The organism is Rathayibacter sp. SW19, assembly GCF_030866825.1.
Taxonomy (GTDB): Bacteria; Actinomycetota; Actinomycetes; order Actinomycetales; family Microbacteriaceae; genus Rathayibacter_A; species Rathayibacter_A soli.
Window position 1 is genome coordinate 3,569,946 of record NZ_CP133020.1, and the last position, 25,499, is coordinate 3,595,444.

Below are 25,499 nucleotides of genomic sequence, written 5' to 3' on the forward strand. Positions count from 1 at the left end.
TCGAACGTGTTTAGGTTCTCCTAACGTTATTAGGAAAGCGGCGACAAGGCGGGCGGCAATGCTGGGCAAACAGGTGCGGCATGAGCGGGCGCAACAGGAGATCATCGCTGCGTGTTGGCAGCTGGCGCGCACCAAAGGTTTGCTCGGCTTCTCTCTGAAAGACGTCGCCTCCGCGGTCGGAGTGCAGGCACCAAGCCTGTACTCCTACTTCGCATCGAAGAATGCGATGTACGACGCAATGTTTGCCGCCGGCAATCGTGCGTTTCTCGAGCGGATGCGCGCGGTGCCAACCGGCGGCAGCCCGCGCGATACCCTACTCGCGGCTGCAACGGCGTTCGTCGGGTTCTGCGTTGAGGACCCGGTGCGGCACCAGCTGCTCTTCGAACGCACCATCCCGGGGTTCACACCGTCACCCGCCGCCTACGCGATCGCGGTCCAGGTCGTGACGCTGATGCGCGACGGATTCGCCGCGCTCGGCATCCGTGACCCGGCACACCTTGACATCTGGACCGCGCTGGTCAGCGGCCTCGCCGCGCAGCAGCTGGCCAACGAGCCGGGCGGCGATCGCTGGAGCGGCCGGGTCGCGGCATCCGTCGAGATGTTTGCAGATTTTGTGTTCAAAGACTGAGTGCTCAAGGAGGAATCATGAAACACGCCGAATGGATGCGACTTGCCACCGAGGAGTATGCGCGCATCATCACTCTGTTGCGAGATTTGGACGACGACGAATGGTCTCGCCTCACCGACTGCGACCCGTGGACGGTGCGTGACATTGTCGCGCACCTGATCGGGGCGGCGGAAGCAACTGCCTCGATTCGCGAACAGTTACGTCAGCAGCGTGCGGGAAAGGCCCAGCAAGGCGACGCCGAACTGATGGCTACCGTCAATGCTCTGCAGATCCGCGAGCGGCAGCACCGTTCGACCGCCAACCTTGTCGATCTGCTGACGGATGCCGCCGCTCGCGGAGTGCGCGCTCGTTCCGCCCTTCCTGCTGCGGTTCGGATGTTCAAGCTCCGGCTGCCGGCACCGTGGCACTGGACGTCGCTCGGTTATCTCTACGGACCCATTTACACGCGGGATGCGTGGGTGCACCGCATCGACATCTGCCGTGCGACGGGACGCGAGCTCGTGGTCACCGCAGAGCACGACGGCCTGATCGTCGCCGATCTCATTGCAGATCGGAGCGCTCAGGCGGGCATCGTGGGCGGCAGCAACATCGACTTGACGGGGCCGGCAGGTGGCCACTTCGGCACAGGAAGTGCCCTGGCTTATGACGCGATCGACTTCAGCCGAGCACTCGCGGGGCGCGGCTCGATCGACCGCATCGAGCCGGCTATGGCACTGTTCTGAGCCTGCTCTGTTTTGAGCCTGCTCTGTTCTGAGCTGGCGCCGTAGACATCTCGAAGCCATGGTGCCACCATGAGCCTATGAGCGATGGCGCGGAACAGGTTGTGCGGCGGTTCTATCAAGCGGTGGCCGATGCCGATTTCGCAGCAGCTGAGAGTTGTTTTGCTCCGGCTGCGCTTTGGCACCTTCCCGGCAACAGTCCGATCTCCGGCGACCACCGTGGGTGGCAGGAGATTCGCGACGACTTTCTCGCCAAACTCGGTCCGTTGTCCGGTGGGACCTTCCGTGCCGAACTGCTCGATGTCGCCATCGGCGACACCTACGTGGTTGCCGTTCAGCACGCGACGGCATCCCGAGGTGAGCGCTTGCTCGACATCACCGGATGTCAGCTGATCCGAACCGAGAACGACCTGATTGTGGATGTTCGCGGCCACTACTCCGATCAGGCCGCGCTCGATGCGTTCTGGGTTCAATAACCGTCTACGCGGGGCAAGTGGCGCTGAGCCGTCGCCGGCGAATCGTTTATACTCCGGCGATCGCCGCTGTGCTGCGGTCAGGATGTCCGATACGCATCCCGTCGGTGAACGATCGAAACGACTTCGATGAACAACTGCTTCTGAACGATTCGGTAGATCACCCGATACTCACCGCGTCGGGCAGAATAGAGCGGATAGAGGGGTTCGCCCAGCTGCTTTCCAAGGCGGCGGGGATTCTCGCTCAAGGCGCCAACAATGAATTCGAAGGCTGCGGCGGCTACCTTCTCCGGAAGCTTTTCCGAGAGCGCAACTTTGGCAGATTTCGTGAAGCGAACCTCATATCTCTGATTCACTGTTCTGATTCACGGTTCTGATTCACTGTGACAGCCGACCGGCCGCCTTCATAGCTTCTCGAACCTCAGCTGCATCGAACATGTCGCCCGACTCAACCTCCTTGATGCCGACGCGGATTCCGTCGACCGCTTCCCGGTCGCTCAGAATCGCAACAGTCTCCATCAGCGAGTCGTAATCGTCGGCGCCAAGCAACACCGCGGCACGACCGCCATTCTTCGTCACCTCGAACCGCTCATGCGTTGTCGCAGCCGATTCGACGATCCGCGAGAAGTTTGCTCGCGCGTCCGCCAGCGAAAGAGTTGTCATGTACAGAATTGTAGCGTATTTGAATGTGACGGTCCTTCTGAGACGCACGATCTGGCCGCCCACTCGATCAAGCTTTCGGCGGTCGGGCCTGCGTCGACTGCTGACGATGCGTTGCCTGAGCGTAGTCGAAAAGTCTCCACGCACAACGCATATAACGGTTGGGTAACGGTCCGGGATAGGGTCGGATTCCGCGTATTTCCGCCGGCTTTCGGGGCTGGAATGTCGGTGGCTGCTGGTTGACTCCAGGCATGGAAGACCTGCTGGATGCGACGCAACTGCTGGACACGAAGCTGCTGAATGCCGCGCTGCCTGCTCCGGTAGTGCCGGAGCTCAACGTCCCCGATTCTGCTCTGCCGCATGCCACCGTAACCGATTCCACCGTCACCGATTTCATCGTGCCGGATTCCGCCGTATCCGATTCGATCCTGCTGAGTGCCGAGCTGGTTGACGATCCTGTCGTGATGCTGCCGCCGGCGGAGGTGGATCCGGGGGTGCGCATCGATGGGCAGGTCGCCCGTGCCCAGTTCGCGGGGCGCCAGATCGCTCGGGCCACCGCCGGCCAGTTGGCGGCGATCCTCGCCACGATCCGGGAGGCCCGCGCCTTCCCGGAAGTCTTCATCGGCCCAGCCGCCGAGCGTGAGAGCGCCGAGGGCGGGCGCGCCGGTGCCGGCCGTGCCGGTGCGGATCGGTTGGAGTTCGCGGAACGCGCCGCGATCGCCGAACTCGCGGTCTGCCTGGGAATCGGCCAGAACACCGTTCGCAACCGCCTGCACGACGCGGAAACATTGACCACACGGTTGCCGGCCGTGTGGGCCGACTTCCTCGACGGGGAGATCTCCTACCCGAACGTGCGCGCCATCCTCGACAACACCAGCGGCCTACCCGATAACAGCGACGAGGACGCCGCGGTCGTGTGGGCCGAATACGACAGCAAACTCGCCGGCCCGGCCCGCACCGTCAACCCGGCCCGGATGCGGATCCTCGCCCGCAGCCTCGCCGAGAAACTCGCCGCCGAACCGTTGGAGGTGCGCCACGCCCGGGCCCGGGAGGACCGACGTGTGTGGGTAGAACCGGCAGCGGACGGGATGGCCTGGTTCGGTGCGCTGCAACCGGCCGATGCAGCCTACCGCGCCTACGCCCGCATCAACGCGAACGCGAAACACTTGGCCGGCCTGCCCGGGGAAACCCGCACCCTCGGCCAAATCCGCGCCGACGTGATGGCCGACCTGCTCACCGGCGAGGGCACACCCTATGAGGTCAAAGCCACCGTCATGGTCACAGTGCCCGTCCTCACCCTCCTAGACCACGGTACCCCGACAACTGACGACACCAACCAAGCCGACCGGTCAGCGCAGGTCGGCAAGCAGGAGCAACCCGACCAGCCGGTTGCGCCGCAACAGCCGTGCCGGCTGAACGGGTACGGGCCGATCGACTCCGACACCGCCAGACGCCTGGCCGGGAAGGCACCCTCGTTCTACCGCATCCTCACCCACCCGGTGTCCAGTGCGATCCTGGACGTGGACCGCACCAGCTACACCGTGCCCGCCGACCTGAAACGGTGGATCCTGGCCACCCACACCTACTGCGTCTTCCCCGGCTGCAACCGGTTAGCCGTCGACTGCGACAACGACCACAGCCTCGACTGGGTGCTGAACGGCACCACCAGCCTGAACAACCTCGCACCCGTCTGCCGCGGCGACCACCGACTCAAACACAAAACCCGATGGAAAATCATCCGCCACAAAGACGGCACCATCCATTGGCAAAGCCCACGCGGCAAAATCCACAACACCGACCCACCACCCTTCTAAACAACCCCCGAACGCGGCGACGGAATTGAAGCGCAAAAGCCGCGGGCCCCGTAGCGCGCGCAGACCAGGCAAGGCCCCGACAGACCAGACTGCCAACCACACGATCAAGCACGGCGCATTCGGTCACGGCGCATTCGGTCACGACGCCGACCGCCCACCGCTCACCGCTCACACCTGCGTCGCCTCGAGATAGGTCAGAACGGCACGCACCCGCCGGTGGTGGTCGGTGCTCTCGGGCAGATCAAGCTTGGCGAGAATGCTCGTCACATGAGTCTCGACCGTGCGCTCGGAGACAACAAGGCGGTCCGCGACCGCACGGTTCGAACGACCCTGCGCCATCAGTTCGAGCACATCGAGCTCACGCGGAGTGAGCCCGTCCAGCACGGACGACGCGCGCGCCGTACCAATCAGACGCGTGACTATCTCCGGATCGAGCACCGTTCCGCCTGCTTGCACGCGCTGCAATGCGGACAAGAAGTCATCCACATCGAGCACCCGATCCTTGAGCAGGTACCCGATCGACCCGCTCGCCGTCAGTTCGAGCACATGACGCGTCTCAACGTGCTGCGAGAGCAGCATGACCGGCGTAGGCGGCTGCCACGCACGGATCTCGAGCGCCGCCGCGATTCCGTCATCTGCGCCCGGCATGCGGATGTCGAGCACGATGATGTCCGGCTGCAGCGCACGGGTCTGCGCGATCGCCGTCGCGCCGGTCGACGCCGTCCCGACGATCTCGTGCCCGGCGCTCTTCAGCAGCGCCGCGAGCCCCTGCCGGAACAGCGCCGAGTCCTCGGCGATCACGACCCGCACGGGATCACCGCCTCGATCCTGGTGCCGCCGCCGATCGGGGAATCGACACGTAGTCGCCCACCGTGCGCTGCGATGCGATCGTGCATGCCGTCGAGCCCCTTCGAAGCGGATGTCACAGCTCCGGATGCTCCACCGCGACCATCGTCGATTATCGTCACGTGCAGGTTGCCGTGTTTGTGGTGCGCCACGATGCGGATGCGCTGCGCCTGCGCATGCTTGATGGCATTTGTGATGGCTTCACTCGCGATGAAATACGCCGTCGTGGCGACCGCGTCGGGCACATCGTCCACGTCGATGTCGAGGTCGATAGCATGCGGTGCGCGGCGTCGAAGATCGGCGAGCGCGCTCGTGAGCCCATCGTCGAGGGCGCTAGGCCGCACGCCGTGCGCAAGCTGTCTCAGTTCCGCGACGGCGGTGGCCAGCTCGGCGACGGCCGCGTCCAGCGATTCTGCGAGCGCATCCGCGCCCGGAACAGTGCGCTGCAGCACGCGCAGCCGCATGCCCAGCGAGACCAACCTTTGCTGTGCGCCATCGTGAAGGTCGCGTTCCAGCCGTCGCCGCGTTTCGTAGCCGGCAAGCATGATCCGTTCGCGAGAGTCGGCGACGTCGCGCATGGCGTTGCGCAACTCCGAACGCAGCCGTACCGCATCGAGTATCGGCGCAGTCGCTTCACACACCGCGCGAGACACGGGCATCGGCTGATCGCCCGATACCTGGATCGAGCCGATGTCTTCGCCCAGGAATCGCACGACGGCAGCCGTCGAATGTGACCGCCATGTGCTTGGACCACCGCTCAGTGGCACGGATGTGCCGTCACCGATACGACGGTATGCGACGCGCAGCCCCGGATCACGCAACGCAGTCCGCAAGACGTCTTCGACATCTTCCGGCGGGCGCTGCCCAGCCTCCATCTGGATGCGCAAGCCCCGCAGCGCCGTCAAGGCACGCTCACGTTCGGGGTGTACGGCTCGCGCGATAACACGGCGCAACGTGCTGTACAGCGGAACAGCGAGTACTCCGACCACGAGCGTCGCGACGATTCCGACGATCGGAGACCACGTCACCAGCATCAGGCCCGCGGCCGCATAGACGACAGAGACCACGCTCAGCACGCCGAACGAGAGGATGCTGATCGTTGCCGCGGACACCGTCGCAGCATCGATGTCGAACCATCTGGGCCGCACCAGGGCAATTGTCGTGGTCACCGGTATCACCACGTGCATGACCAGAAGCCCGAAGATCACGAGCTCCGGAGCCGCGAACACCAGGTAACTCACCCAGCACAGCGCCAGGGTGAGCGGAACTGCGGCACCGCTGAAAAACATCCAGCGCAGGCTCAGCCGACCCCGGGCATCCGCTTCGCGATAGCGCACCGCCAGTGACACCGCAGACGCGACCAGGCACGCGAAATAGGCGAACACCATCGCCAGCGACAGTGTCATCAACACAGCCACCAGCGGCGCTGGTTCCTCGCCGACCAGCCACGAGTACGCAATGAGCGCATTGAACGCCACGACGATCACCGGCATGCCGATGGCGACGGTGAGCCACAGTCTGCGACCGCGACGGGCAAGCCGCCCGGTTGGCATGATCAAAAGCAACTCCGCCAGGAAGACATAGAACAGCATCCAGTCGCCTGCGAATGCCTCCCCGGCGACATCGCCCGCAGCCATCACTGTGATCGTTGCGGCGCCATTGCCGGCAAGCAGCGCCCCGGCCGGATGTCGCGGCACCCGCCACGCAACGATCGTCGCGAGCACCATTGACAGCAGTGCAATGCCCAACACGACAGCGATGACGAGCGGCTCGGCGGCGATCCGAGGCACGGCGAAGAAGGCGATCACGGTCAGCGTGATGAGCCAACCGATCGCCGTGCACGCCCTCGGCCACGACATGCCCAGAGCCTATCGGGCGGGTGGCCGCGGTGCCTCCGGGCCAGCACGGAGACAGGTCAAGAGGTGGCCCGGTGGAGGGCACGGTGCCGGCTGCCTAACCTCGATGGCAACCAGGCCGTTTGAGCGAGCCAATCCGTTCGAAGGAGAATGTCGTGTCCACATCCGTTTCCACCGAAACGACCACAACAACAATGCGGCGTGATCCGACCGTGCGATTCCGCCGCGCGGTCGGCGCGATCCTCTTACCGCTGGGCATCCTGTTCCAGGTCGCCACCAACACCATGTACTCGCTGATCACCATGGACGGCGGAAGCGACATGACGGGAGAGTCCGCGCTCGAACTGTTCTCGTCGCATCCGACCGAAGCGCGAGTCACGATGCTGCTCGCCATGATCGGGTCGATGCTCATCGTCGCCGGTGTGCCCTCGGCGCTGCGCGTGCTCCGCCCGACTCGGCCTCAACTGAGCCTGGTGGCGGGCATCCTGATGATGGCCGGTTACATCGCCTACTACGGAATCGTGGCCTCGAGCGGACTTGAGATCACCCTCGCGACCATGAACGTCGACGCCGCTGCCGCGATCGACGCGAGCCAGGATGACCCGATGGGCTTCGCCTTCTTCCCCCTGTTCATCCTCGGGAACATCCTCGGCACGTTCCTTCTCGGGCTTGCGGTGATCCTGAGCAAGCAGGTGGCCTGGATCGCCGGTGCGCTGATCATGGCGTGGCCCGTCGGCCACGTCACGGGGCTGATCCTCGGAGCGCCCGAATGGCTACAGGTCGGAGCCGGCACGCTTGAAACGATCGGCCTCGTCATGGTCGCGGTTGTCGCGCTGAAGACGTCCGATACGGAATGGGCGAGCCGTGGATAGGAACAGCGCGGCCAAGAACAACATCCAAAGACGCGCAGTCGCTGTCGATAAAAACGGCACGTTCGCGGTCAGCTCGCTCGACATGGATTGCATGAGGCCGACTACCGAGCACTCATGCGAACGCTGCTCGACGCGGCCCGCCATGGTGGTGTGCCAAGTGACTGATCGACCAAGCGTGCGACATCCGCCCGGAAACCGTGAGTTGCAACTGAACTGAAAGGAACAGCGACATGTCAAACATCCTCAGGTGTACATCCCTTACGCGGTGGGGCTCAATCAAGTGGGCCACTAAGGAAGTCAAGTTCGCAGAGAGACCCATACTGGCCACAATCCAGCTCAGCTCGTTCGTGGCGCAGGATGGCGATCGCTTCAGCCCGTTCCAGAGCCGGTACGCTTACGCCTACCTCGAGACGGCAAACACCCCCAAAGTGACCAGGTGGGGCGTCCCTTATCCGGACCAACTAGCGGACAACCACGCGCAGCTGACGACCGACCATGTCAGGTTTCAGCTTCAGGTCGACAACGTCACCGCGTCAGCGGTCGCTGTGATTCACGACCTCAGCACGACTCCCCTGAAGGTTGACATCGACGTGAAAAAGAAGCTGAATTTCGCGATCTACGACCACACGGGAACTGTCCTCGGCACCCACCAGGTGGTGCAGCTTTCCGGTGGCAGTGAACTTGACGCGGACGAAATTCAGGACCACATACTGGCGCGGGCAAAGTCGCAGTCGGAGCAGTCGTTAGAGATCATCCCCGTCAATCCAGTCGACATTCCGCCGGAAGGAACGTTTCGCATTGACCCGAGGACACGTCGTCCAGTACAGCTGAGCGACCAGACCACTCGGCATAACGCCATTCATCAACACCGGCTGGTGGACAGTCAGGTCGATCAACCCGCTACCGGCGGGCGCGCGCATTAGAGCGATCGCTCATCCTGTCCACCGGCCGAGTCGGGCCGGCCCGATCTCGCGTGAACGGCTCCTTGAGGTTGTGTCGTCTCGGCGCCGACGGCGAAGGACAATTGACCTCGAAAACAGTTGGCCCACGAGGGATAGTGAGTCCAAACGTATGAACCACGATGACGTCCGACGGATTGCGCTGTCGTTTCCGGGCACCCGCGAACATCCGCATCATGGTTTTCCCTCCTTCCGAGCGCGAACAATCTTCGCTACTCTGCCGGAGCCGCAGCGCGCGAGGATCCTCCTGCCTGAGCTGGACATCCGTGCCTGCGCGGCAATGTATCCACATTGGACGCGGGAGTTCTACTGGGGACGGCGCCTGGCCGCACTCGAGGTCGACCTGGCAGCTTGCCAAGCACCGGAACTCATCACCGAGTGGCTGGAGGCCGCCTATTCGGAGCACAGGTAACCCTCGCGCGCGCAGCCAACGATGCAAGCGACAGATCAGGTTATAGTCGACGTCTTCGCTTCCGTCGCATTCAGCTCGATCGCCCGCCAGCAGTACCAAGCGACGATGCTGCGATACGGGCGATAAGGTTCGCCGAGCACCTCGAGCTGCTTCGGGGTGGGCATAGGAACATTCCAGGCAATCGCGAAGCCTTTCCGAACGGCAAGGTCTCCTGTGGGCCAGACATCAAGGCGGCGCAGCTGGAACATCAGAAACATCTGAGCAGACCAACTGCCGATGCCGCGCACCGCCGTCAGCCGTGTGGTGACCTCGTCATCGCTCTCGCGCGCAAGCCTGCGCGGTTCGAGCACGACCGTTCCGTCAAGGATCTTGGTCGCCAGATCGATCAGTGAAGCGGCCTTGTTCCCAGACAAGCCCGCACCGCGCAACAATTCAACCGGGGTGCGCAACACACGCTCGGCCGTCACGTCGTCGGCCAGAGCGGCGACCAACCGGCCATGAATTGCCCGAGCTGCTGCTCCGGCAAGTTGCTGATAGGTGATCGAGCGCACCAGGGACTCGAAGTGCGTCTCGGTCGGCCGAGGGATAGTCGGGAGCCCGCCTTGAGCGACCATTCGCGCGATCACCGGATCGGCGGCGGCGAGGATGCGAGCAGCTTGACGATGAGTGATTCGCCCGCCCGATGGGCTGCTTTCCGCCATCTGCCGAGCCTATCGAACCCGACTCCGGAAGGTGCGGCGCTTCACCGCGCTTGGCCTGTCGAAGTTCAGCTTGCGAGTCGGCACAGGCGCTGTCGCGGCTGTCTGGGTCTACAAAGTTGAGGCGGCAGACGACCACCCGCGGCAATCGCGCCCGCGTTGCGGCATACCGGCATCGCTTTGCCGGCAGAATACCTTCTCGGCAGGAGTCTTCTGCGAGACGGTGGGCTCCTCTACGTTGGGTCTTCGCCTTGATTACGGCTACTCGCACTCATCGGATGGTCAACATCAGCTGTGGAGGAACGCACGTCGGTAATCGCTGGGTATGGTTGCGATCTGGGCCGCGAATGCTGGCCGCAGTGTGGTCGCCGTGCCGTGTCCGGTCTGCTCTGCAATCTGATCGATGGACAGATTCGCGGTGTCGTGCAGCTGTTGGGCACGGCGGAGTCGTTCGTGTTGCAGCCGCCGGATGGGAGAGATCCCCAACGCGGCATTGAATCGCCGCACCAGCGTTCGTCGGCTCATGTGGGTTTGCGCGGCAATTTCATCCAGCCCGATGTCGTGATGCAGATTTTCCTGCACCCATTGGAGTATCCCGGTCATGCTGTCGTTCGGCTCAACCGGTACCGCTACCGGAACGTACTGTGCCTGTTCCCCTGCGCGGTGCGGTTGCCCGACGAGGCGACGGGCGAGTCGACGACGGGTGAATACTGACCCTCAGGCGGATTCACGTGCGCGTTCTGGCAAGACGACACAATGATCGTGTCGGCGGCGTGACCGGCTGGTGGTACTTCGCTGCAGGATCCATCGGTCAAACCATCGTCCCCTTGACGACCGGCTATTACACCGCGCGGCAAAAGGCCTATTTCACGTCGAGTTCTAGTTTGTCTTGTCACAAACCGGCCACGCCTCGTGTCCTATGCACGAGAACAGAAACAACAACGAGAGCAGGGCGTGTGATGCAGCACAGGGTGATCGTGGTCGGGGGCGGATATGCGGGGGTTATCGCCGCGAATCGTTTGGCCTCGGGGGCCGCGGAGGGTGTTATCAACGTGGTGTTGATCAATCCGCGGGACGTGTTCGTGGAACGCATCCGGCTGCATGAGTTCGCGGCGGGATCCCGTGCCGACGTGGTGCGCCCACTCTCGGCATTGCTCAGCCCCAGGGTCGATCTGGTGATCGATTCGGTGGTCGAGATGCAGCCTGGGCATCATGTAGTGGTCCTCGCGGGCGGGCGTACTCTGAGCTACGACTCACTCGTGTATGCCCCGGGAAGCGGTGCAGGGGGTGCGCCGCACGGAGCTCGAATTGTTGGCACCGTGGAGTGCGCGACACTCCTGAGGAACAGACTCGACGTACTGCCCAGTGGAGGGCGAATCGCCGTCGTCGGGGGTGGGCTGACGGGAATCGAGACCGCGTCCGAGCTTGCCGAACAGCGCACCAACCTCAGCATCAGTCTCTACACGGCTGGGATGATCGCCCCTGCGATCGATCCTCGATCTCGAGCCCGGCTCCGAACCGGTCTACGGCGAGTCGGCGTAAGCATCCGTGAGCATGTGACAGTTTCTCCAGCGCCTGATCTCGCCGGCGAGCTGGGAGTGGACGAGGTGGTGTGGTGCGCGGGATTCACTTCGCCGACGCTCGCTCGAGACAGCGGCTTGCGCGTTGATCGCCGCGACAGGCTGATCCTGAAACACACGCTTCAATCCGTTGAGTACCCGAACATTTACGGCGCCGGCGATGCCTGCGCCATTGACGGTGCAAGATACGAGTTCCACCGCCCCAGTTGCGCCTCGGCCATGCCGATGGGTGGTCAGGCAGCCGATAACATCCTCGCAGCGCTGGGCGGGCGAGCACTCCGGGCGCACTCGCAAGGTTACGTCGCCCAATGCATCAGCATCGGACGTAAGGACGCCTTGATCCAGTTCGTGCACCGGGACGACACACCGGTGCCTTGGCACATTGCCGGGCGCAGCGGGGCACAGTTCAAAGAGGCCGTAAGTAGGTTGACGATCCGATGGTTGAGACGCGAGGGGCGGAGGTATCACGCATACACCTGGGCGAGCGCACCAGCTCCCGCCACCCCGGAACCCGAGAAAGCGAATGTGAGGGGATGAGCAAAGGCACCGACTTCCACGGCACGTCTGGTGGTATCGCAAGCCCCTACAAACCCAGTCATCTCTGACCCCACGCCGGGGACTCGTCGCGCAAACATTACTGTCTTGACAATCGATGGGCTTCGACACCCATGAGCCATGTGTCAGATTTTGGCCCACTCGAAGGGTATGCGAAGGGTATGGCGTGGCAATGCCAAGAGAGCCGTGTTACTGCGCCTTATGCGGAGTCCCTAGCGGCGAAATGGCTCTGTGCCGATGTATCTCGACTCGGGACGGAGGCGCAGTGCTGGCTGGGCATATTCGTCGAGGATGTGCGCAATCCAGCCGGCTGTTCTTGACACGGCGAAGATCAACTCTCCTGCGTCTGCGTGCATCTTCGCTCCAATCACCAGGACGGCTAAGGCGAAGTCGAGATTCGCTGGTCGAGGACTGCGAGAGTGGATCACTGCTGATAGACGATCGGCGGCGCCCAGCGCTTCTTGAAAGTCGGGAAGTTCCCGCATTGATTTGAGTAGAAACCTCGCACGGGGATCCACCTCCTTGTAGATGACATGTCCGAAGCCGGGTATCATGCCGAATCTGGCAATTTGACTGGAGATTGCCTGCTCCGCCCTGCCTGTCTCCAACGTTTCGGTCAGCATCTCCACGGCCGCAATGCTCGCGGCACCATGCATGGCTCCGTCCAATGTGCTGAGGGCCACCGTGACTGCGGCATACGCATCCGCTCGAGCCGAAGCCGCCACCCTGGCCGACATGGTTGAGATCGCGAGGTCGTGATCCATGCAGAGAAGCATCGTGGCGTTGAGAAGTCGGAGGTTTCCGACTGAAGCCTCAAGTGGCGAAATCTTCGCCCATAACCGGGTCGCCAGCGGAGCTGACAGGGGCGGATGCGCTCGAAGGTCTGTAAGGGAATCCACCATTGTGGACAGGATCTGCCGACCCGCATCCCTGACTGCTGATTGACCTAATGAACCCCGCACGGGGTCCTTCGCGCCAGCAATCAAGAGAGCGAGTTTCAACCGATCCATGAAGCGCAGCGAATCACCCACAGCCGCGCTCGCTTTACGAACAGCTTTGACGACGTCGGGCCTGCTGACAAATCGATCGTCGATGTCATCGCGCGACTGTGGTGTTGCCCAGAGAAGCCTCACGCCGTCTTCGAATTGCAGCCGCCGGGCGAGCTCCACGGCCGATCTGCCGCGGAAGTACAACTCGTCGTTTTGCAACAGAGTGAGATCGGAATCCAGGACCATCAGCGGCCGTCCCCCAGTGCCACCGGGCGCTCTCGATCCTTTGCGTCGCGAAGCGGCGAAAGCTTCAACGTCGAGCGGATCAAACGTGGAACCGCCCGTCTCCGCGCGCTCACTTGAAAGCAGGCCACGCGACACGTACGCATAGAGCGTCGCCGGTTTGATCCGAAGCCGAGCGGCAACCTGGGCGCTCGTTAGTCTCGTTTTTGACGCTTTCACTGCGTCCTCCCCTCCCAAGCACATTGATTCGATCAATGTTCATTTGTCGAAAATCAATGTTGATGGTGTTGTAACCGTAGGCGCGTCAACGAGCAGGGAGAAATCATGAAGTCAGCAATCCGGATGGATGACACCCCAATCGATGTACCTCGCGGTCTCACGAACGTGATCGTCACCGAGACTGAACTCGGCGGCGTCAGAGGTCAAGAGGGCTTTTACCACTACCGCCAATATTCAGCGACCGACTTGGCTCGCACCAGATCAGTGGAGGACATTTGGCAACTTCTCCTCGACGGCACTCTCCCAACCGAAAAAGAACGCGAAGCGTTTGCTGCGCAAATCGCCGATGCTTCAACTCTGTCCGTCGAGTTGGCCGAGGCGCTGCCGATGATCGCGAAATCGACGATGAATGCGGACGGGCTTGCTGGTCTGCGGGTAGCACTGTCGCTTGAAGGCGCGGCGGCCAGCTTGCGACCGCTTTACGACCTCGGTCTCCGACAACGGCGCGAAGACCTGATCGCCCTGGCAAGCAAAACCCCCACCATAATCGCGGCCCTGAACCGACTCCAAGTCGGCAAGAAGCCGATCGCACCGCGACCTGACCTCGGCTACGTGGCCAACTACCTCTACATGCTCCAGGGAATCGCCCCCGAGCCGCGCGCCGTTGCAGGCCTGTCTGCCTACGTTGCGGCCGCCGTGGATCACGGCTTCAACGCATCCACGTTCACCGCACGCGTCATCGCATCCACCGGCGCCGATGCCGCCTCATGCCTGGTTGGGGCGCTCGGTGCACTCTCCGGGCCACTCCACGGAGGCGCACCAAGTCGCGCTCTCGACACACTTGATGCGATTGGGAGCCCCGAAAACATCGATACCTGGATCAGCGAACGCCTCACTGCAGGGCAACGCATTATGGGCTTCGGCCATCCCGTCTACCGCACCGAGGACCCTCGATCTGCCCTACTCAAGGAAGTTGCGAAGTCTTTCGGCGGACCCAGAGTCGAATTCGCCGTCACCGTCGAGGAACGGGTTCCCGTGCTCCTCGAGCAGTTCAAACCAGGTCGGGAACTGCACACCAACCTTGAGTGGTACGCCGCAATCATCATGGAACTCTGCGGACTCGACCGCGAACTGTTCACGCCCACGTTCGCCGCCGCCCGCATCCTTGGATGGACCGCGAACGTACTCGAGCAATCCAGCGACCCCAAGATCATCCGCCCCTCGGCACGATACGTGGGACCGCCGCCACCCCAACCAGTTCCAAGCCTTCAGTGAGGCGACTACCTGGCGTTATGAGGGGGCAACGTCGTTGCCGAGCGCACGCAGTGCCCGGTCAACCGAACTTCCGAGACCCCACCGTACGGCACGTTGCTCTACGGCGGCGCGCTGCGCCGTAATCAGAGGGCGGATGCGCGCATCCACGTCACCGAGATCAAGGTCGCGCACCACGTCGACCACCTTCGGAGCAACACCGAGGTAGTCGGCGGCGGCGAGTATGCGACCGCGAATGGCAGGTGAAAGCGTAGTATCGGCGTCGGAAGCGGCCGCGGCAATGATGCCACCGAGCGTGCCGTACTCGCGCAACAGATTCGCTGCGGTCTTCTCACCGATGCCTGCGACTCCGGGAAGTCCGTCGGATGCATCTCCGCGCATGACGGCAAAATCACTGTACTGTTTCGGACTGATCCCGTATTTCGCCTCGAGCACGCTGTCCGTGACGATCTCGAGCTTGCTCATGCCGCGAGCGGTATATACCACGCGCACGTCTGACGAATCATCGACCAGCTGGAACAGATCGCGGTCACCTGTGACAACATCGACGGCCGTCGTTGCAGAGCTGGCAAGGGTCCCGATCACGTCGTCAGCCTCGTGATCGGCGGCGCCGAGCACGACGATCCCGAATGCGGCGAGCACATCGCGGACGATCGGAATCTGCACAACTAAGTTCTCCGGGATTTCTTCGACGTCCGTGCCATCCTGCACGAATTCCGCAACTCGGTGCTCTTTGTAGCTCGGGATCAGCGCGACCCGCCAGCGCGGCCGCCACGCGTCGTCCCAACAGGCGACAAGCGAGGTCGGTTCAAACTCGGTGACGAGACGCGCGATGATGTCGAGCAGTCCGCGCACCGCGTTCACGGGCGTCCCGTCCGGGCTGCGCACTGAATCGGGCACCCCATAGAATGCGCGGAAATAAAGCGAGGCGGTATCGAGGAGCATCAATCGCTCGGTCATATCCCGATCATTGCACGGCGAGAGGCTGCCCGCGCGGCGCGTTCGGCCGAAAAGCCCCACTCACGCATCCAAGTCGGAATCGCCGCGCAGGGCAGCAACGAGCTCGACACGTCCCCGAATGTCGAACTTGGCGAAGGTGCGGGTCAAGTGAGTTTCCACAGTCTTCACACTGATCGACAACTGCGCGGCCACTTCGCGGTTCGTGTGCCCCTTGACCACCAGCCCGGCCACGGACCGCTCCGCGGGCGTCAGCACCGTGGCGCCCTTCCGTGCTGCAGTGCCTCGTTGCAGACCGCACAACTCAAGCTCGCTGCGCGCCCTGTTCGCGAACGGCACCGCACCGACCGCGTCGAAGATTTCAAGAGCGTCCTTGAGCCGTTGCACCGCACGCCGGCGCTGGCCGCGTCGCCGTTCGAACGCGCCGGCGGCAAACGCTGTTCGGGCGAACATGAATCGTCCGGTGACACTCGGGTCGACGGCAAGCGCGTCATCGAACCGCGCAACCGCAGCCGCCTCATCGCCCCGCGCGGCCGCTAACAGCGCCTCGGCACGAAGTATCCCGACGCGCACGTGGGCGCCGCCGCAGCGCATCCGTGCCCGGCCGAGCCCTAGAATCTCGTCCGCTTCGCCGAGTTGCCCCACAGCCACCAGAGCCTCCGCGAGATCCGTGCGCCACGGTTGATAGCCCTCGCACAATGCTGCGCCTTCGAGCATTGCCAGCAACGGAGACAGCTCCTCAACCACCACCACCGCGTCATTCGCTGCAACGGCCAGCCTGGCCCGCCCGATCGCGACCCACATTCGAGCGGTGAAATGCCCCGGCCCACTCATCATTGATTCCGCTTGCGAAAGCGAGTCGCGCGCGGCATCCCACTCGCCCCGCCCCGCCTGCACGAACGAGCCGACCGTCAGAACCATCGGGGCGGTGCGAGACTCCCAGCCTTCATCGAGGGCAGCCATCGAGGCCTCGATCACCTCCAAGGATGCATCCCATTCGCCGACCCGGTAATGGTGTTCAGCCCGCGCAAGCGCCGTGATCGCACGAACCATCGCCGGGCCCCTGTCAACCAAACCGGCAAGACGCGCAAGTGTGTGTTCTGCCGCGTCGAAGCGACCATCCCAGATGTCCAGCAGCGCCAGCCCGAGCAGGACGTCTGCCTCACTGCCGGTCCCGGCGAAGCGCTGCAGCTGCGGCTCAAGCTCTTCTCTGCCGGCATCGAGGTTCCCGCGCAATACCCAGCTCGCGGCGAGCATCGTGCCCGCACAGCCCAGATTCGCCGTTCCCGGCGCGGCAGCTTGGATCGCCCGCCGAGCCCAACTGCCTGTCGCCTCACCGTCGCCGACGTCAAGTGCGCCGAACGCCAACAACTCGGCGGCCCCGACCGTCACCTGTGGACTTTCGCCGGCCTTCCACGCTTGCGCGATCAATTCCGGCCCGGTTGCGTCGCCCAACTGTACGGCGAGATGACCGCGAACCAGCAGCTCATGGGCATCCATCTCACCGGGACGCTCGGCACCCACCGTGCCGAGGATCGCCGCTGCCCAGCGTGCTTCACCCAGAGCCAACAGGATATCCGCCGCCTGCACCAGCGCAATCGTTCGTTCCGTGCCCGGCGGAAGCAATTCGGCCGCGCCTGTCAGCAGCTGCGCTCGCGCGAGGGCTTGGCCATCCGTCTGTCGAGACCGCGCTAACGATATCGCCTGCGCAGCCACGTCTGGATCATGCCCTGGCACGGCCCGCAGGCGATGAAGCATCGCTTGTACCGGCTCCGGACTCAACTCGGCAGCGCGGGAGTGAAGCCGTATGCTCGTAGCGAGCGGCAATGCGTCAAGTACGGCCGAACGAACCAGAGCATGAGGCACATCGATCCGCCAGGAACCGCCCCGTGAGCGTCGCGTCAAAAGACCACGCTTGATCGCTACATCCACAGCGGCGGGTATACCCTCCACCTCGGCAAGATAGGCCAGGCTCGCCAACGGTGCCGCGGACCCGAACACGGCGGATGCCGCCACAACCGACCGCACCTGCTCGTCGCATCCCGCAAAATGGTCGGCCACTAGCGCCGCATACGAACTCGGTGCCGGCAGCGCACCGTCGCCTCGGGAGAACTCCTCGGGGTCGAGTTCCTCGATCAACGCCCGGCACAGCTGCGGGCTTCCACCGGTATGGCGCCACAATCGTTCTGCCGCGCGCTGACTCAGCGTCACGCCCCCCGTCGATGCCAATTGTCGCACCGCAGGCACGGGCAGGCCGTCCAACAGGATCTTCCGATAGCGGTGCTGTGCGGCAGCGCGTTGGATGGGTGCCAGCCAACTCGCGCTCGGACGTGATGCGACCACGATGAGCACCGGCACATTCGAAAGCCGACGGATCAGATACGACAGCGTCTGCACCGATGCCCGGTCGAACCACTGCGCGTCGTCGAAAATGAGAGCGAGCGGACGCCGATCGGCGGCACTGCGGATGCCCTCAAGCAGCACCGCGCCCAGCCCCGGTGGTCGATCGGCCTCGGGCCGCAACTTCAGTTGCTGGTGCAGTTGCTCGACCACCCCGTATTCGAGGATCTGCTCCGACGCCTCACCGGCGACGCGCAGCATCCGCATGTGTTCACCGGAGTCGGCCACGAGAGCATTGAGCAGAGAGGTCTTACCCATCCCGGCCTCGCCTTCGACGAAGACAAGGGCCGGCCCGGCCGTCTCAGCCTCACTCGACGCAGCGAACAGTCTCTCGAGTTCGCTCTCTCGCCCGACAAGCACGCCCGCGAGCGTACCCATGGTGCCCCCAAGGGTGGTGGCGCTTCACCTCACGGTCCGGCGGCTCATACCGGTCCTCTATGTTACCGGGCCCACGTCGTCCCTTGGCCGCACTCTTCCGCTCCCCACAATTCTCTGAACTGGATATAGTCGATGACCGCCGTCGTGTCGCCAGCCGAACCCCCGAAGTCCGCAACGGTGAGATAGAGCGAGTGATCACCGCTGGTAACCGGGAACTCTGTCGCCATGGATCCGGATTGATACGCGTACGGACCGCCCCAGTAGCTGTTCGCTGCCGTCGTGTCGATGACCCCCTTCTCGGTGCCTGTGGGCCCATCGTCGCCGAAGTACGAGATGCTGTGCGGTGCGAAGATTTCGTTGCCGCTCTGGAACCAATCGTTGCCATCCCACTGGGCAAGGAAGAAATCCCGGTGTTGGAACACCAGATCATCGTTGTCGTTGTAGCGGGGGTGGGGGTCTTCTTCCGTCATCAACGCAAAGTACAGACTCGAAAGGCACATGCGAGCGTCAGGCAGACGAAGGTCGAGCCGCAATGTGGTGACATCGAAGACGTCCGGCCCTCGCTCTGAAGCGACATTGAACACTCCGCCCAGCTCTGAGTTCCCCGTTCCGATGGAGTTCGCGCTACCGGTCGACAACACACCCTTTTTACCGGCTCCCATACCCGGCAAGTCGATATCGATGATCTCAACAGAGCTGGGGTGTGGCGGGCCTTCGACCCAAGCTGCCCCGATCAGTTCTGCTCCGCTCAGACCGATCTGCTGAGCGAATTCCATTGCGTCGATGCCGCCAGGCTCGCCTGGATCACCACCCGGACCGGGGTCACCACCCCCCGGGTCAGTCTCCCCACCACCATCGCCGCCTGGATCGCCGCCGTCACCGCCACCGGGGCCGGGATCGGGATCCTTGCCGGGAACAGTGTCGAATAGGTCCGCGTACTTCCAATTCCATTCGATAATCTTCCATTTGAACTTGCCCTCAAATAGGGTCGCCTCCAACAGTTTGTAGTCGATCACCGGCACCGTGACGGCAACCTTCACGAACGCCTCCCCGCTCAGATACAGCTCAACATCGACGACGGAGCCGGATGGAGTGGCTTTCGCCGCCACGCTCAACCCCGCCATCAAACTTGCGCCAACCGACGGTCCGGCTGCGTCATACAACTTTGCCGACACCGCTATTTCAGGCCCAGCCTGCGCTGACGCCGAGCCGGAGAGTCCCGAGTTCTTGCCCATCGTGGGTTCCTTATAGGTGAATTTGGCCTCATTCACCTCCACGAACTTTCCGTCCGCGCCTAATCGGAACCCCTTGCGTGAGACCGCTTGAACGCTCGACGAGAAGTTTGCGGCAAACACGGCTGACACCGAAACGGATGCCTTCAGCTCGATCTTGACCGCCGTGGTGATCACAACGGGCACCGGCCCAATGGCGAACGTGATCGGCTCGAACTTCTTGTCGAACTTCGGGCCCTTGAGTTCCTTCTTCCACTGGGCTTTGAATTCCATCTTGCCGTTGACCGTGGCCTTGGCTGTGGACTCGAGAATCGTGGAGAACTTTTTAAGTGACACATCCGGCAAGGGCGGAATGGGCGGCCACCAGGAGCCATCCTTCCAATCGAACCCGATATCCAACTGGAAGGTCAGCGAGAGTGCATACGAGAGTTCTCCCGTCAGATCGAGCTTGTAGCTGTACCCGCCTGCCTTGCCCTCCTCCTTGAATGTGTGTTTGAAGCTGTCGCCGAGTTCAGGACCCTGGATGGACCCCCCACCGGTTCCGCCGCCGCCGCCGGGCAAAGCACCGCCCGCTGCGGGCTCAGTGGGATCCAGCGGCTTAGGCACGGGGAGAGCCATCGGGAATCTGCCACCACCGCCACCACCGCTGAACGAAGGAAGCGCGCGGCTGATCGGCTCGACGGAGTCGATCTTGATCTCATCATCGACTGAGGTCGGCTCGGATTGCTCGGGAAGCGGCGCCAAATCCAACTCGTCGAGCGGCAGCGTTCGAAGCTCCGTGATTTCCCCGACACCGGGGTCTCCCGGCTCGATGGTGTGGTCGTCGTCCTGCTTGGCCATCCCCTGCCAGGTGCCGTTCACAAGGTCGATCGCGGTCACGCGCCGCAGGTATCCGGCGGGCGCACCGTCGCTGACACCGGCGACGATCACCTGACCCGGCACCAGCTGAGGATCGGCGCCGAACGAGATCGCGTTATCGGTGACACCCAGCACGCGGGCGTCATGGCCCGCGCCTCCCATGATCACGGCATCCGATTGGAGGATGAACGCATCCGCTCCCGGAATCGTCACCGTGCCCGACCAGTGAGCACTACTCCGTGAACCATCACGAGCGACCGCAGTGAATTCGTACTCGTAGTCGCCGGATTCGGAAATGGAGCTCACGAAACTCCAGTGATGCTCTGTCGAGCCAGGCACGATCGACGCCGAACCATGTGTTTCACCGTTACGGGTCACCTCGACGCGCAGCGGCGTGACATCCCCGGTATCGACCACACCCTCGAAGCTGAACATCACCCGATCACCGAGATTGAGAGTGCCCTGGGCGGGAGAATCCACGCGGATCATGCCCTCGCTGGTTCCCTGCGGAGAATCGCCCAGCAACGAACCCAGTTCGAGCACGTGTGCTTGGGTCGCACCACGTCGCAGGGTCAGCTGCGAGTCGGTTGCCGGCACGACTGCGAGTTGCGGTTGGGCACCGGTGATCTCATCCACGACTCCGCCGCGGGCGCGCCCACGGTAGTCCTCGCCGAATTCGAGCACCGTCAGGTCTTGTGCAGGGCCGGCCCAGACCAATGCAATCGCGTATGCTGCATCCCGGGTCGCGTTCAGCGCAACGGGTGCCGATTTCGCGTCCGTCACCTCATACTGCGATGCCCTGCCAGCTGGCGCCGGCCAATACGCGCCCGGACCATTGAGGGCCGTTGGATACTCCGCGGCTTCAGCGACGTAGCCACGAACATCGAGACTGACGCGGACGGCAGCGTCGCTCGCGACCGTCACATCACCGGAGGACGATGGCAGCACGATCGTCGACAACGTCGAAATTCCCTCCGCAATCGGGAGATTCTGCCCGTCGATGGAGACGGTCGCATCCCGCTCGGCAGTGACGGTGAGGCTCACATGCACCGCACGAACCGCGCTCACCGGGACGCCTCCGAGGCCGAGCAGCCCGATCGGAAGCGGCTGTTCCGCCGCGAGCGCGATCACATTCTCTGGGGCATCCGGCCGACTCACGGCCTGGTCCAATGCCACCGTCGCACCCGGTGCGGTCCGATCACCTGAGAACACAGCGACCACCTCGACCCGCACATCGCTATTCGCCGAAGACGTGAGGGTCAGTGCGCCGTCGCGCACCGGCACGAGCACCGTCGTCGACGCGGAATGAGTGGCGGCAACAGACAAAGCCGGCGCCCCGGCCACCGAAAGTGTCGTTTCCAGCTCAGCGTTGAATAACGACAGACGCACCAGGGCGGAATGCGCGAACTCACTGCCGGCGCCAAGATCGATCGATTCAGGAATGCCGGCCATAAGAGAGGGTCCATGACCGAGTTGTGAATCCCTGGCAGGGACGCCGCCAACGACCGAGACCGGAACCGCTGCCCCGTCATCCGGGTAATTCGCCGCTGCTGCTGCATCGGTGCTGTTCGGTAGAAGAACGGCGACCGTCAGAGCACCGACAACAGCAATGGCGAGCACGCCGCGACCACGGCGAAGGTTGGCGGTCATCGCTGGACCTTCTTCCGGGCGGCGAAAACGCCTACCGCACCGAGTGCGACGGCGAGCATCGCGAGGGTGAGGTATGCAAAGACATCGGATCCGGTGTCGCTGAGGGCGCCGGTGCGATCGGCGGACTTTATCGCCGTTGCCGACGGGTCACCACCCGTTGTGCTGCCCGGCGGCGTAACGACCGGCCCTGGGCCACCGGGAGGTGTAACCGCATCGCTTCGCATCGGCGTGAGTGCGATTCGAGAGTGATCGCTGAATAGCACAGCACCATCAACATCGAGAACGGTAATCGCGACATCGGGCGAGGCAGCCGCCGCCACTCCCACCGCCAACTCGACCGAAGCGCCGGTGTACGGCAGGATGGCGCCGGCGCCGAGCGCAGTCGAGCGCAGTGCAAACTCGACCCCGTTGACCATCAGCACGGTGTTCGCAGCGGTGAGAGTGGGCGCTTCGACCTCGACCCACAGTTCGGACGCATCGGCAACATCGGGGACGGCCAGCCGAGCGAAACCCGTGCCGTCCACCTCGGAATCGAGCGCCATGGCTGGCGCGGCAGGCAGAACCAGCAATCCCGCCACGATGGCGAGCATCACAGGAATAGACGCTCCAAGCCAGCCGATCCGCTGGCGGGATGAGAATCTCATGGCGTGTACCCCTGTCACTCTCCTCGCAGCCCCTGAACACAGGCAGCAGCGCAAACTCGGCCTGAAAGGCCGGCTGAGATCGAGTATGCAGAGTGGACTGGAGCATCCGCGTCGGGGAAAACCCTGAACAGTGGACGGCGGCACCGACCGGGCCAATCGTGAACCTCAGCTCACCCGATCGTTCGCCGTTTGATCGAATACAAGTGTTCGGGCCGCCCGGTGCTTCCGTAGCGCAACTCGAGCTTGATGATGTTGCTCTGCTCGAGTTGCGTGAGATAGCGCTGCGCCGTCGCGCGGCTGATGCCGATGTTGGCGGCGATCTGTGATGCTGAAAGGCTGGATCCGCTGGCGGAGATCGCGTCGTAGACCAGTTGAAGCGTGGGTGCGAGATTGCCGAGCCCCGCGGCTTGGTGGGTTCGCGAAGGCGGCCGTAACAGATCGAACAGTCTGTTCACGTCGTCCTGAGTCGCCTCATCGGGCAACTCCGCGATATGCGCGTGCGCATCGCGGAAGGCAGTGAGCCGTTCGGCGAGCGCCGAGAAGCCGAACGGTTTGACCAGGTAGTGCACGGCTCCCAGCTGCACGGCGAGCCGAACCGTGGCAACATCGCTCGCGGCCGAGATCACGATCACGGCCGGTGGCGACGGCGTATCGAGGAGGGTTCGCACCACCTGAAGACCGTCGCCATCCGGAAGATAGACGTCCATGAGCACGAGGTCAGGCTGAGCAGACTCGGCCAGCGCAAGCGCATCCGTCGCCGTGTGCGCCTGCCCGACCACGCGGAAACCGGGGATGCGTTCAACGAAACCGACGTGAACGGATGCGACGCGATAGTCGTCGTCGACCACCAGCACGGTGAGCGGCTGGTCGGTCATCGCGGGCGGTCCATGGAAAGAGCCGACGTTCGAGGCAGCACGACCGTGAACCTCGCACCCGCTCCGTCGGAGACGACGATCGACCCGCCGAGCTTGGCGACCGTGCTGTGCACCAGGGAAAGTCCGAGGCCGCTGTGCCGAGCAAGTGAACCGCGCTTGGTGGAATAGCCGTCGCCGAATATCAGCTGCGAACTCCCAGACGGGATGCCTGGCCCGTTGTCTGCCACAACGACGCGCACCGATTCCGGCGACTCAACGACGCTCACTTCGACACGACGCGGCGTTGGAGCACCGGCGAGCGCATCGAACGCGTTGTCGATCAGATTGCCGAGGATCGTCGTCAGCGCTTGCACGCGATCTGGCGCCTCGCCGAGATCCGTGTCGGCGGAGATCACGAGGTCGATGCCGCGCTCGTTGGCCTCTGCCGCCTTGCCCAACATCAACCCCACGATCTGCGGCGCGCCGATGTGGGTTCGGAGCGCCTGGTCGAGATCCGCTGTGGTGCCACGGATTTCGTTGACGTATTGCAAAGCTTCGGCAGGACGCCCGAGTTCCAGTAGACCCGCGATCCCATGGATGCGGTTCGAGAACTCGTGCTGCTGCGCGCGCATCGACTCTGTAAAACTGCGTTCACCGTCGAGTTCGCGCGTCAACCCCTCGATATCCGTGCGATCACGCAACGTGACGACCGCGCCGTGCGCACGACCGCCGAGCTCGATGGGCATCCGGTTGATCACCAGGCAGTGATCATCGGTGACCGCCACCGCGTCCGTGACGATGCTCGTGCCGGCGAGGACATCGCGCAGGCTGCCCTCACCCAGCACGTCTTCCAGCCGGCGGCCGGAGGCATGGTCCGGCAGTCGCAGCAATCGCTGCGCCTCATCGTTGACGAGGCTGATCCGGCCTGCCGGATCGATGGCGATGACACCCTCACGGATGCCGTGCAGCGTCGCCTCACGCTCCTGCAGCAACCGTGCGATCTCATCCAGTTCCAGACCGAACGTCCTGCGTTTCAGCAGACTCGCAAGTGCGAACGACGCGAGTGCGCCGATTGCCAAGACGAGCAGGAACCAGCCCGCATACGACGGAAGCTCGGCGAGCAGTTCACCGGACACCGAGCTCTCCCGGATGCCTACGGAGACTTCTCCGGCCAGCGCGCCGCTCGGTGCGTACAGTGGCACGCGCGCGTTGGCGGTGGGACCGGTCGAGCCGGAGTCGATGCCCAGGTGCACCTTGCCGTCGCGCGCGACGAGCGGCTCGCTGACCTTCTGTCCGATCAAGGCGGGGTTGGGGTGGGAGTGCCGCACTCGATTCAGATCGATGACGACCACGTAGGCCGCACCGGCATGCCGGGCAGTCGCCGAGGCCAGCTGCTGCACCGTGCCGGCACAGCTTGCACCGCCGCCGCTGAGACATTCGCGGATGGTCGGGATTTCGGCGAACGTCTGAGCGATCGCAGCCGCACGGGCCTGATAGTCGTCATCGATGTGCTGCCGTGCGGTCTGAGCGACGAAGGCGAAGCCGACCGCCATCGACACCACGAGGATCACTAGCTGGGCCAGGAAGATCTGGCTCGACAGTTTTCTGACCCATCGTCGCATCACGATTCATTCTCTCAGCGCAGACATCCGAGCGCACGTGCGCAGAATGCGCAGAACGAGACGCAATGCGCACAAAAGGCCAATGACGCACAAGCGAGACACCGGCCGA

General features: G+C 63.5%; 22 protein-coding genes. 10 read left to right on the plus strand and 12 right to left on the minus strand.

Annotated features, from left to right (window positions below):
• The first annotated feature begins 58 nt into the window (after positions 1-58).
• The 4 genes from QU604_RS16685 (at position 59) to QU604_RS22340 (ending at position 2,197) form a co-directional block, all read left to right on the plus strand.
• The gene (locus tag QU604_RS16685; RefSeq protein ID WP_308465740.1) at positions 59-628 is read left to right on the plus strand and encodes a TetR/AcrR family transcriptional regulator; all 570 of its coding nucleotides are present in this window, start codon (positions 59-61) and stop codon (positions 626-628) included.
• Between the two features lie 17 nt (positions 629-645).
• Positions 646-1,350 (plus strand): maleylpyruvate isomerase family mycothiol-dependent enzyme, encoded by a 705-nt coding sequence (locus QU604_RS16690; protein WP_308465741.1) that lies wholly within the window; start codon positions 646-648, stop codon positions 1,348-1,350.
• 77 nt (positions 1,351-1,427) lie between these two features.
• Positions 1,428-1,823, plus strand: a complete 396-nt coding sequence (locus QU604_RS16695; protein WP_308465742.1) for a nuclear transport factor 2 family protein — start codon at positions 1,428-1,430, stop codon at positions 1,821-1,823.
• 17 nt (positions 1,824-1,840) lie between these two features.
• A complete protein-coding gene (locus QU604_RS22340; RefSeq protein WP_457852540.1) occupies positions 1,841-2,197 on the plus strand; it encodes a hypothetical protein in 357 nt (118 codons plus the stop codon).
• A gap of 1 nt (position 2,198) precedes the next feature.
• Here the strand turns inward: QU604_RS22340 and QU604_RS16705 are convergent, their stop codons facing one another.
• Entirely contained in the window at positions 2,199-2,483 is a 285-nt protein-coding gene (locus QU604_RS16705) for a type II toxin-antitoxin system Phd/YefM family antitoxin (protein WP_308465744.1), read from the minus strand.
• A 248-nt stretch (positions 2,484-2,731) separates the two neighbouring features.
• Here QU604_RS16705 and QU604_RS16710 point away from each other — a divergent pair, with 248 nt between their 5' ends.
• Positions 2,732-4,294 carry an HNH endonuclease signature motif containing protein gene (locus QU604_RS16710; protein WP_308465745.1) on the plus strand — a complete coding sequence of 521 codons (1,563 nt, stop codon included), beginning with the start codon at positions 2,732-2,734 and terminating at the stop codon, positions 4,292-4,294.
• A 168-nt stretch (positions 4,295-4,462) separates the two neighbouring features.
• Here the strand turns inward: QU604_RS16710 and QU604_RS16715 are convergent, their stop codons facing one another.
• Both QU604_RS16715 and QU604_RS16720 read right to left on the minus strand, forming a co-directional pair.
• Positions 4,463-5,104, minus strand: a complete 642-nt coding sequence (locus QU604_RS16715; protein ID WP_308465746.1) for a response regulator — start codon at positions 5,102-5,104, stop codon at positions 4,463-4,465.
• Complete coding sequence (locus QU604_RS16720) at positions 5,092-6,999, minus strand: sensor histidine kinase (RefSeq protein WP_308465747.1); 1,908 nt, start codon at positions 6,997-6,999, stop codon at positions 5,092-5,094. The genes QU604_RS16715 and QU604_RS16720 overlap by 13 nt, the downstream gene beginning before the upstream one ends.
• 152 nt (positions 7,000-7,151) lie before the next feature.
• Here QU604_RS16720 and QU604_RS16725 point away from each other — a divergent pair, with 152 nt between their 5' ends.
• From QU604_RS16725 to QU604_RS16735, 3 genes are all read left to right on the plus strand, one after another.
• Positions 7,152-7,868 (plus strand): hypothetical protein, encoded by a 717-nt coding sequence (locus QU604_RS16725; RefSeq protein ID WP_308465748.1) that lies wholly within the window; start codon positions 7,152-7,154, stop codon positions 7,866-7,868.
• 230 nt (positions 7,869-8,098) lie between these two features.
• Positions 8,099-8,791: a hypothetical protein gene (locus tag QU604_RS16730; protein ID WP_308465749.1), complete on the plus strand. Its 693-nt coding sequence runs from the start codon at positions 8,099-8,101 to the stop codon at positions 8,789-8,791.
• Between the two features lie 148 nt (positions 8,792-8,939).
• Positions 8,940-9,239 carry a hypothetical protein gene (locus QU604_RS16735; RefSeq protein ID WP_308465750.1) on the plus strand — a complete coding sequence of 100 codons (300 nt, stop codon included), beginning with the start codon at positions 8,940-8,942 and terminating at the stop codon, positions 9,237-9,239.
• Positions 9,240-9,274: 35 nt separating this feature from the next.
• Here QU604_RS16735 and QU604_RS16740 read toward each other — a convergent pair whose 3' ends face one another.
• Both QU604_RS16740 and QU604_RS16745 read right to left on the minus strand, forming a co-directional pair.
• On the minus strand, positions 9,275-9,940 hold the full coding sequence (locus QU604_RS16740) for a DNA-3-methyladenine glycosylase family protein (RefSeq protein WP_308465751.1): 666 nt from the start codon (positions 9,938-9,940) through the stop codon (positions 9,275-9,277).
• Between the two features lie 285 nt (positions 9,941-10,225).
• On the minus strand, positions 10,226-10,540 hold the full coding sequence (locus tag QU604_RS16745; protein WP_308465752.1) for a helix-turn-helix domain-containing protein: 315 nt from the start codon (positions 10,538-10,540) through the stop codon (positions 10,226-10,228).
• 356 nt (positions 10,541-10,896) lie between these two features.
• On the opposite strand from QU604_RS16745, the gene QU604_RS16750 reads away from it, so the two are divergent.
• Positions 10,897-12,054 carry an NAD(P)/FAD-dependent oxidoreductase gene (locus QU604_RS16750; RefSeq protein WP_308468952.1) on the plus strand — a complete coding sequence of 386 codons (1,158 nt, stop codon included), beginning with the start codon at positions 10,897-10,899 and terminating at the stop codon, positions 12,052-12,054.
• Positions 12,055-12,284: 230 nt separating this feature from the next.
• On the opposite strand, the gene QU604_RS16755 is transcribed toward QU604_RS16750, so the two are convergent.
• Positions 12,285-13,307, minus strand: a complete 1,023-nt coding sequence (locus tag QU604_RS16755; protein ID WP_308465753.1) for a citrate/2-methylcitrate synthase — start codon at positions 13,305-13,307, stop codon at positions 12,285-12,287.
• A 321-nt stretch (positions 13,308-13,628) separates the two neighbouring features.
• On the opposite strand from QU604_RS16755, the gene QU604_RS16760 reads away from it, so the two are divergent.
• Positions 13,629-14,798, plus strand: a complete 1,170-nt coding sequence (locus QU604_RS16760) for a citrate/2-methylcitrate synthase (protein WP_308465754.1) — start codon at positions 13,629-13,631, stop codon at positions 14,796-14,798.
• A gap of 15 nt (positions 14,799-14,813) precedes the next feature.
• Here the strand turns inward: QU604_RS16760 and QU604_RS16765 are convergent, their stop codons facing one another.
• The 6 genes from QU604_RS16765 to QU604_RS16790 all read right to left on the minus strand — a co-directional run bounded on the left by QU604_RS16765 (position 14,814) and on the right by QU604_RS16790 (position 25,390).
• Complete coding sequence (locus QU604_RS16765; RefSeq protein WP_308465755.1) at positions 14,814-15,755, minus strand: 5'-3' exonuclease; 942 nt, start codon at positions 15,753-15,755, stop codon at positions 14,814-14,816.
• A gap of 60 nt (positions 15,756-15,815) precedes the next feature.
• Positions 15,816-18,530, minus strand: coding sequence for an AAA family ATPase (locus QU604_RS16770; protein WP_308465756.1), 2,715 nt, complete (start codon positions 18,528-18,530; stop codon positions 15,816-15,818).
• A gap of 62 nt (positions 18,531-18,592) precedes the next feature.
• A complete protein-coding gene (locus QU604_RS16775) occupies positions 18,593-22,270 on the minus strand; it encodes a hypothetical protein (protein ID WP_308465757.1) in 3,678 nt (1,225 codons plus the stop codon).
• Positions 22,267-22,914 carry a hypothetical protein gene (locus QU604_RS16780; protein ID WP_308465758.1) on the minus strand — a complete coding sequence of 216 codons (648 nt, stop codon included), beginning with the start codon at positions 22,912-22,914 and terminating at the stop codon, positions 22,267-22,269. The genes QU604_RS16775 and QU604_RS16780 overlap by 4 nt, the downstream gene beginning before the upstream one ends.
• Positions 22,915-23,084: 170 nt before the next feature.
• Positions 23,085-23,789 carry a response regulator gene (locus QU604_RS16785; RefSeq protein ID WP_308465759.1) on the minus strand — a complete coding sequence of 235 codons (705 nt, stop codon included), beginning with the start codon at positions 23,787-23,789 and terminating at the stop codon, positions 23,085-23,087.
• The gene (locus tag QU604_RS16790; RefSeq protein WP_308468953.1) at positions 23,786-25,390 is read right to left on the minus strand and encodes an ATP-binding protein; all 1,605 of its coding nucleotides are present in this window, start codon (positions 25,388-25,390) and stop codon (positions 23,786-23,788) included. The genes QU604_RS16785 and QU604_RS16790 overlap by 4 nt, the downstream gene beginning before the upstream one ends.
• Between the last annotated feature and the right edge of the window lie 109 nt (positions 25,391-25,499).

Coding starts and splice junctions, on each gene's coding strand:
- QU604_RS16745 (WP_308465752.1), bottom strand. CDS start 10,540: ATGACCGGGATACTCCAATGGGTGCAGGAAAATCTGCATCACGACATC.
- QU604_RS16695 (WP_308465742.1), top strand. CDS start 1,428: ATGAGCGATGGCGCGGAACAGGTTGTGCGGCGGTTCTATCAAGCGGTG.
- QU604_RS16770 (WP_308465756.1), bottom strand. CDS start 18,530: ATGGGTACGCTCGCGGGCGTGCTTGTCGGGCGAGAGAGCGAACTCGAG.
- QU604_RS16730 (WP_308465749.1), top strand. CDS start 8,099: ATGTCAAACATCCTCAGGTGTACATCCCTTACGCGGTGGGGCTCAATC.
- QU604_RS16780 (WP_308465758.1), bottom strand. CDS start 22,914: ATGAGATTCTCATCCCGCCAGCGGATCGGCTGGCTTGGAGCGTCTATT.
- QU604_RS16750 (WP_308468952.1), top strand. CDS start 10,897: ATGCAGCACAGGGTGATCGTGGTCGGGGGCGGATATGCGGGGGTTATC.
- QU604_RS16775 (WP_308465757.1), bottom strand. CDS start 22,270: ATGACCGCCAACCTTCGCCGTGGTCGCGGCGTGCTCGCCATTGCTGTT.
- QU604_RS16785 (WP_308465759.1), bottom strand. CDS start 23,789: ATGACCGACCAGCCGCTCACCGTGCTGGTGGTCGACGACGACTATCGC.
- QU604_RS16710 (WP_308465745.1), top strand. CDS start 2,732: ATGGAAGACCTGCTGGATGCGACGCAACTGCTGGACACGAAGCTGCTG.
- QU604_RS16735 (WP_308465750.1), top strand. CDS start 8,940: ATGAACCACGATGACGTCCGACGGATTGCGCTGTCGTTTCCGGGCACC.
- QU604_RS16690 (WP_308465741.1), top strand. CDS start 646: ATGAAACACGCCGAATGGATGCGACTTGCCACCGAGGAGTATGCGCGC.
- QU604_RS16790 (WP_308468953.1), bottom strand. CDS start 25,390: ATGCGACGATGGGTCAGAAAACTGTCGAGCCAGATCTTCCTGGCCCAG.
- QU604_RS16685 (WP_308465740.1), top strand. CDS start 59: ATGCTGGGCAAACAGGTGCGGCATGAGCGGGCGCAACAGGAGATCATC.
- QU604_RS16755 (WP_308465753.1), bottom strand. CDS start 13,307: ATGGTCCTGGATTCCGATCTCACTCTGTTGCAAAACGACGAGTTGTAC.
- QU604_RS16705 (WP_308465744.1), bottom strand. CDS start 2,483: ATGACAACTCTTTCGCTGGCGGACGCGCGAGCAAACTTCTCGCGGATC.
- QU604_RS16765 (WP_308465755.1), bottom strand. CDS start 15,755: ATGACCGAGCGATTGATGCTCCTCGATACCGCCTCGCTTTATTTCCGC.
- QU604_RS16740 (WP_308465751.1), bottom strand. CDS start 9,940: ATGGCGGAAAGCAGCCCATCGGGCGGGCGAATCACTCATCGTCAAGCT.
- QU604_RS16720 (WP_308465747.1), bottom strand. CDS start 6,999: ATGTCGTGGCCGAGGGCGTGCACGGCGATCGGTTGGCTCATCACGCTG.
- QU604_RS16760 (WP_308465754.1), top strand. CDS start 13,629: ATGAAGTCAGCAATCCGGATGGATGACACCCCAATCGATGTACCTCGC.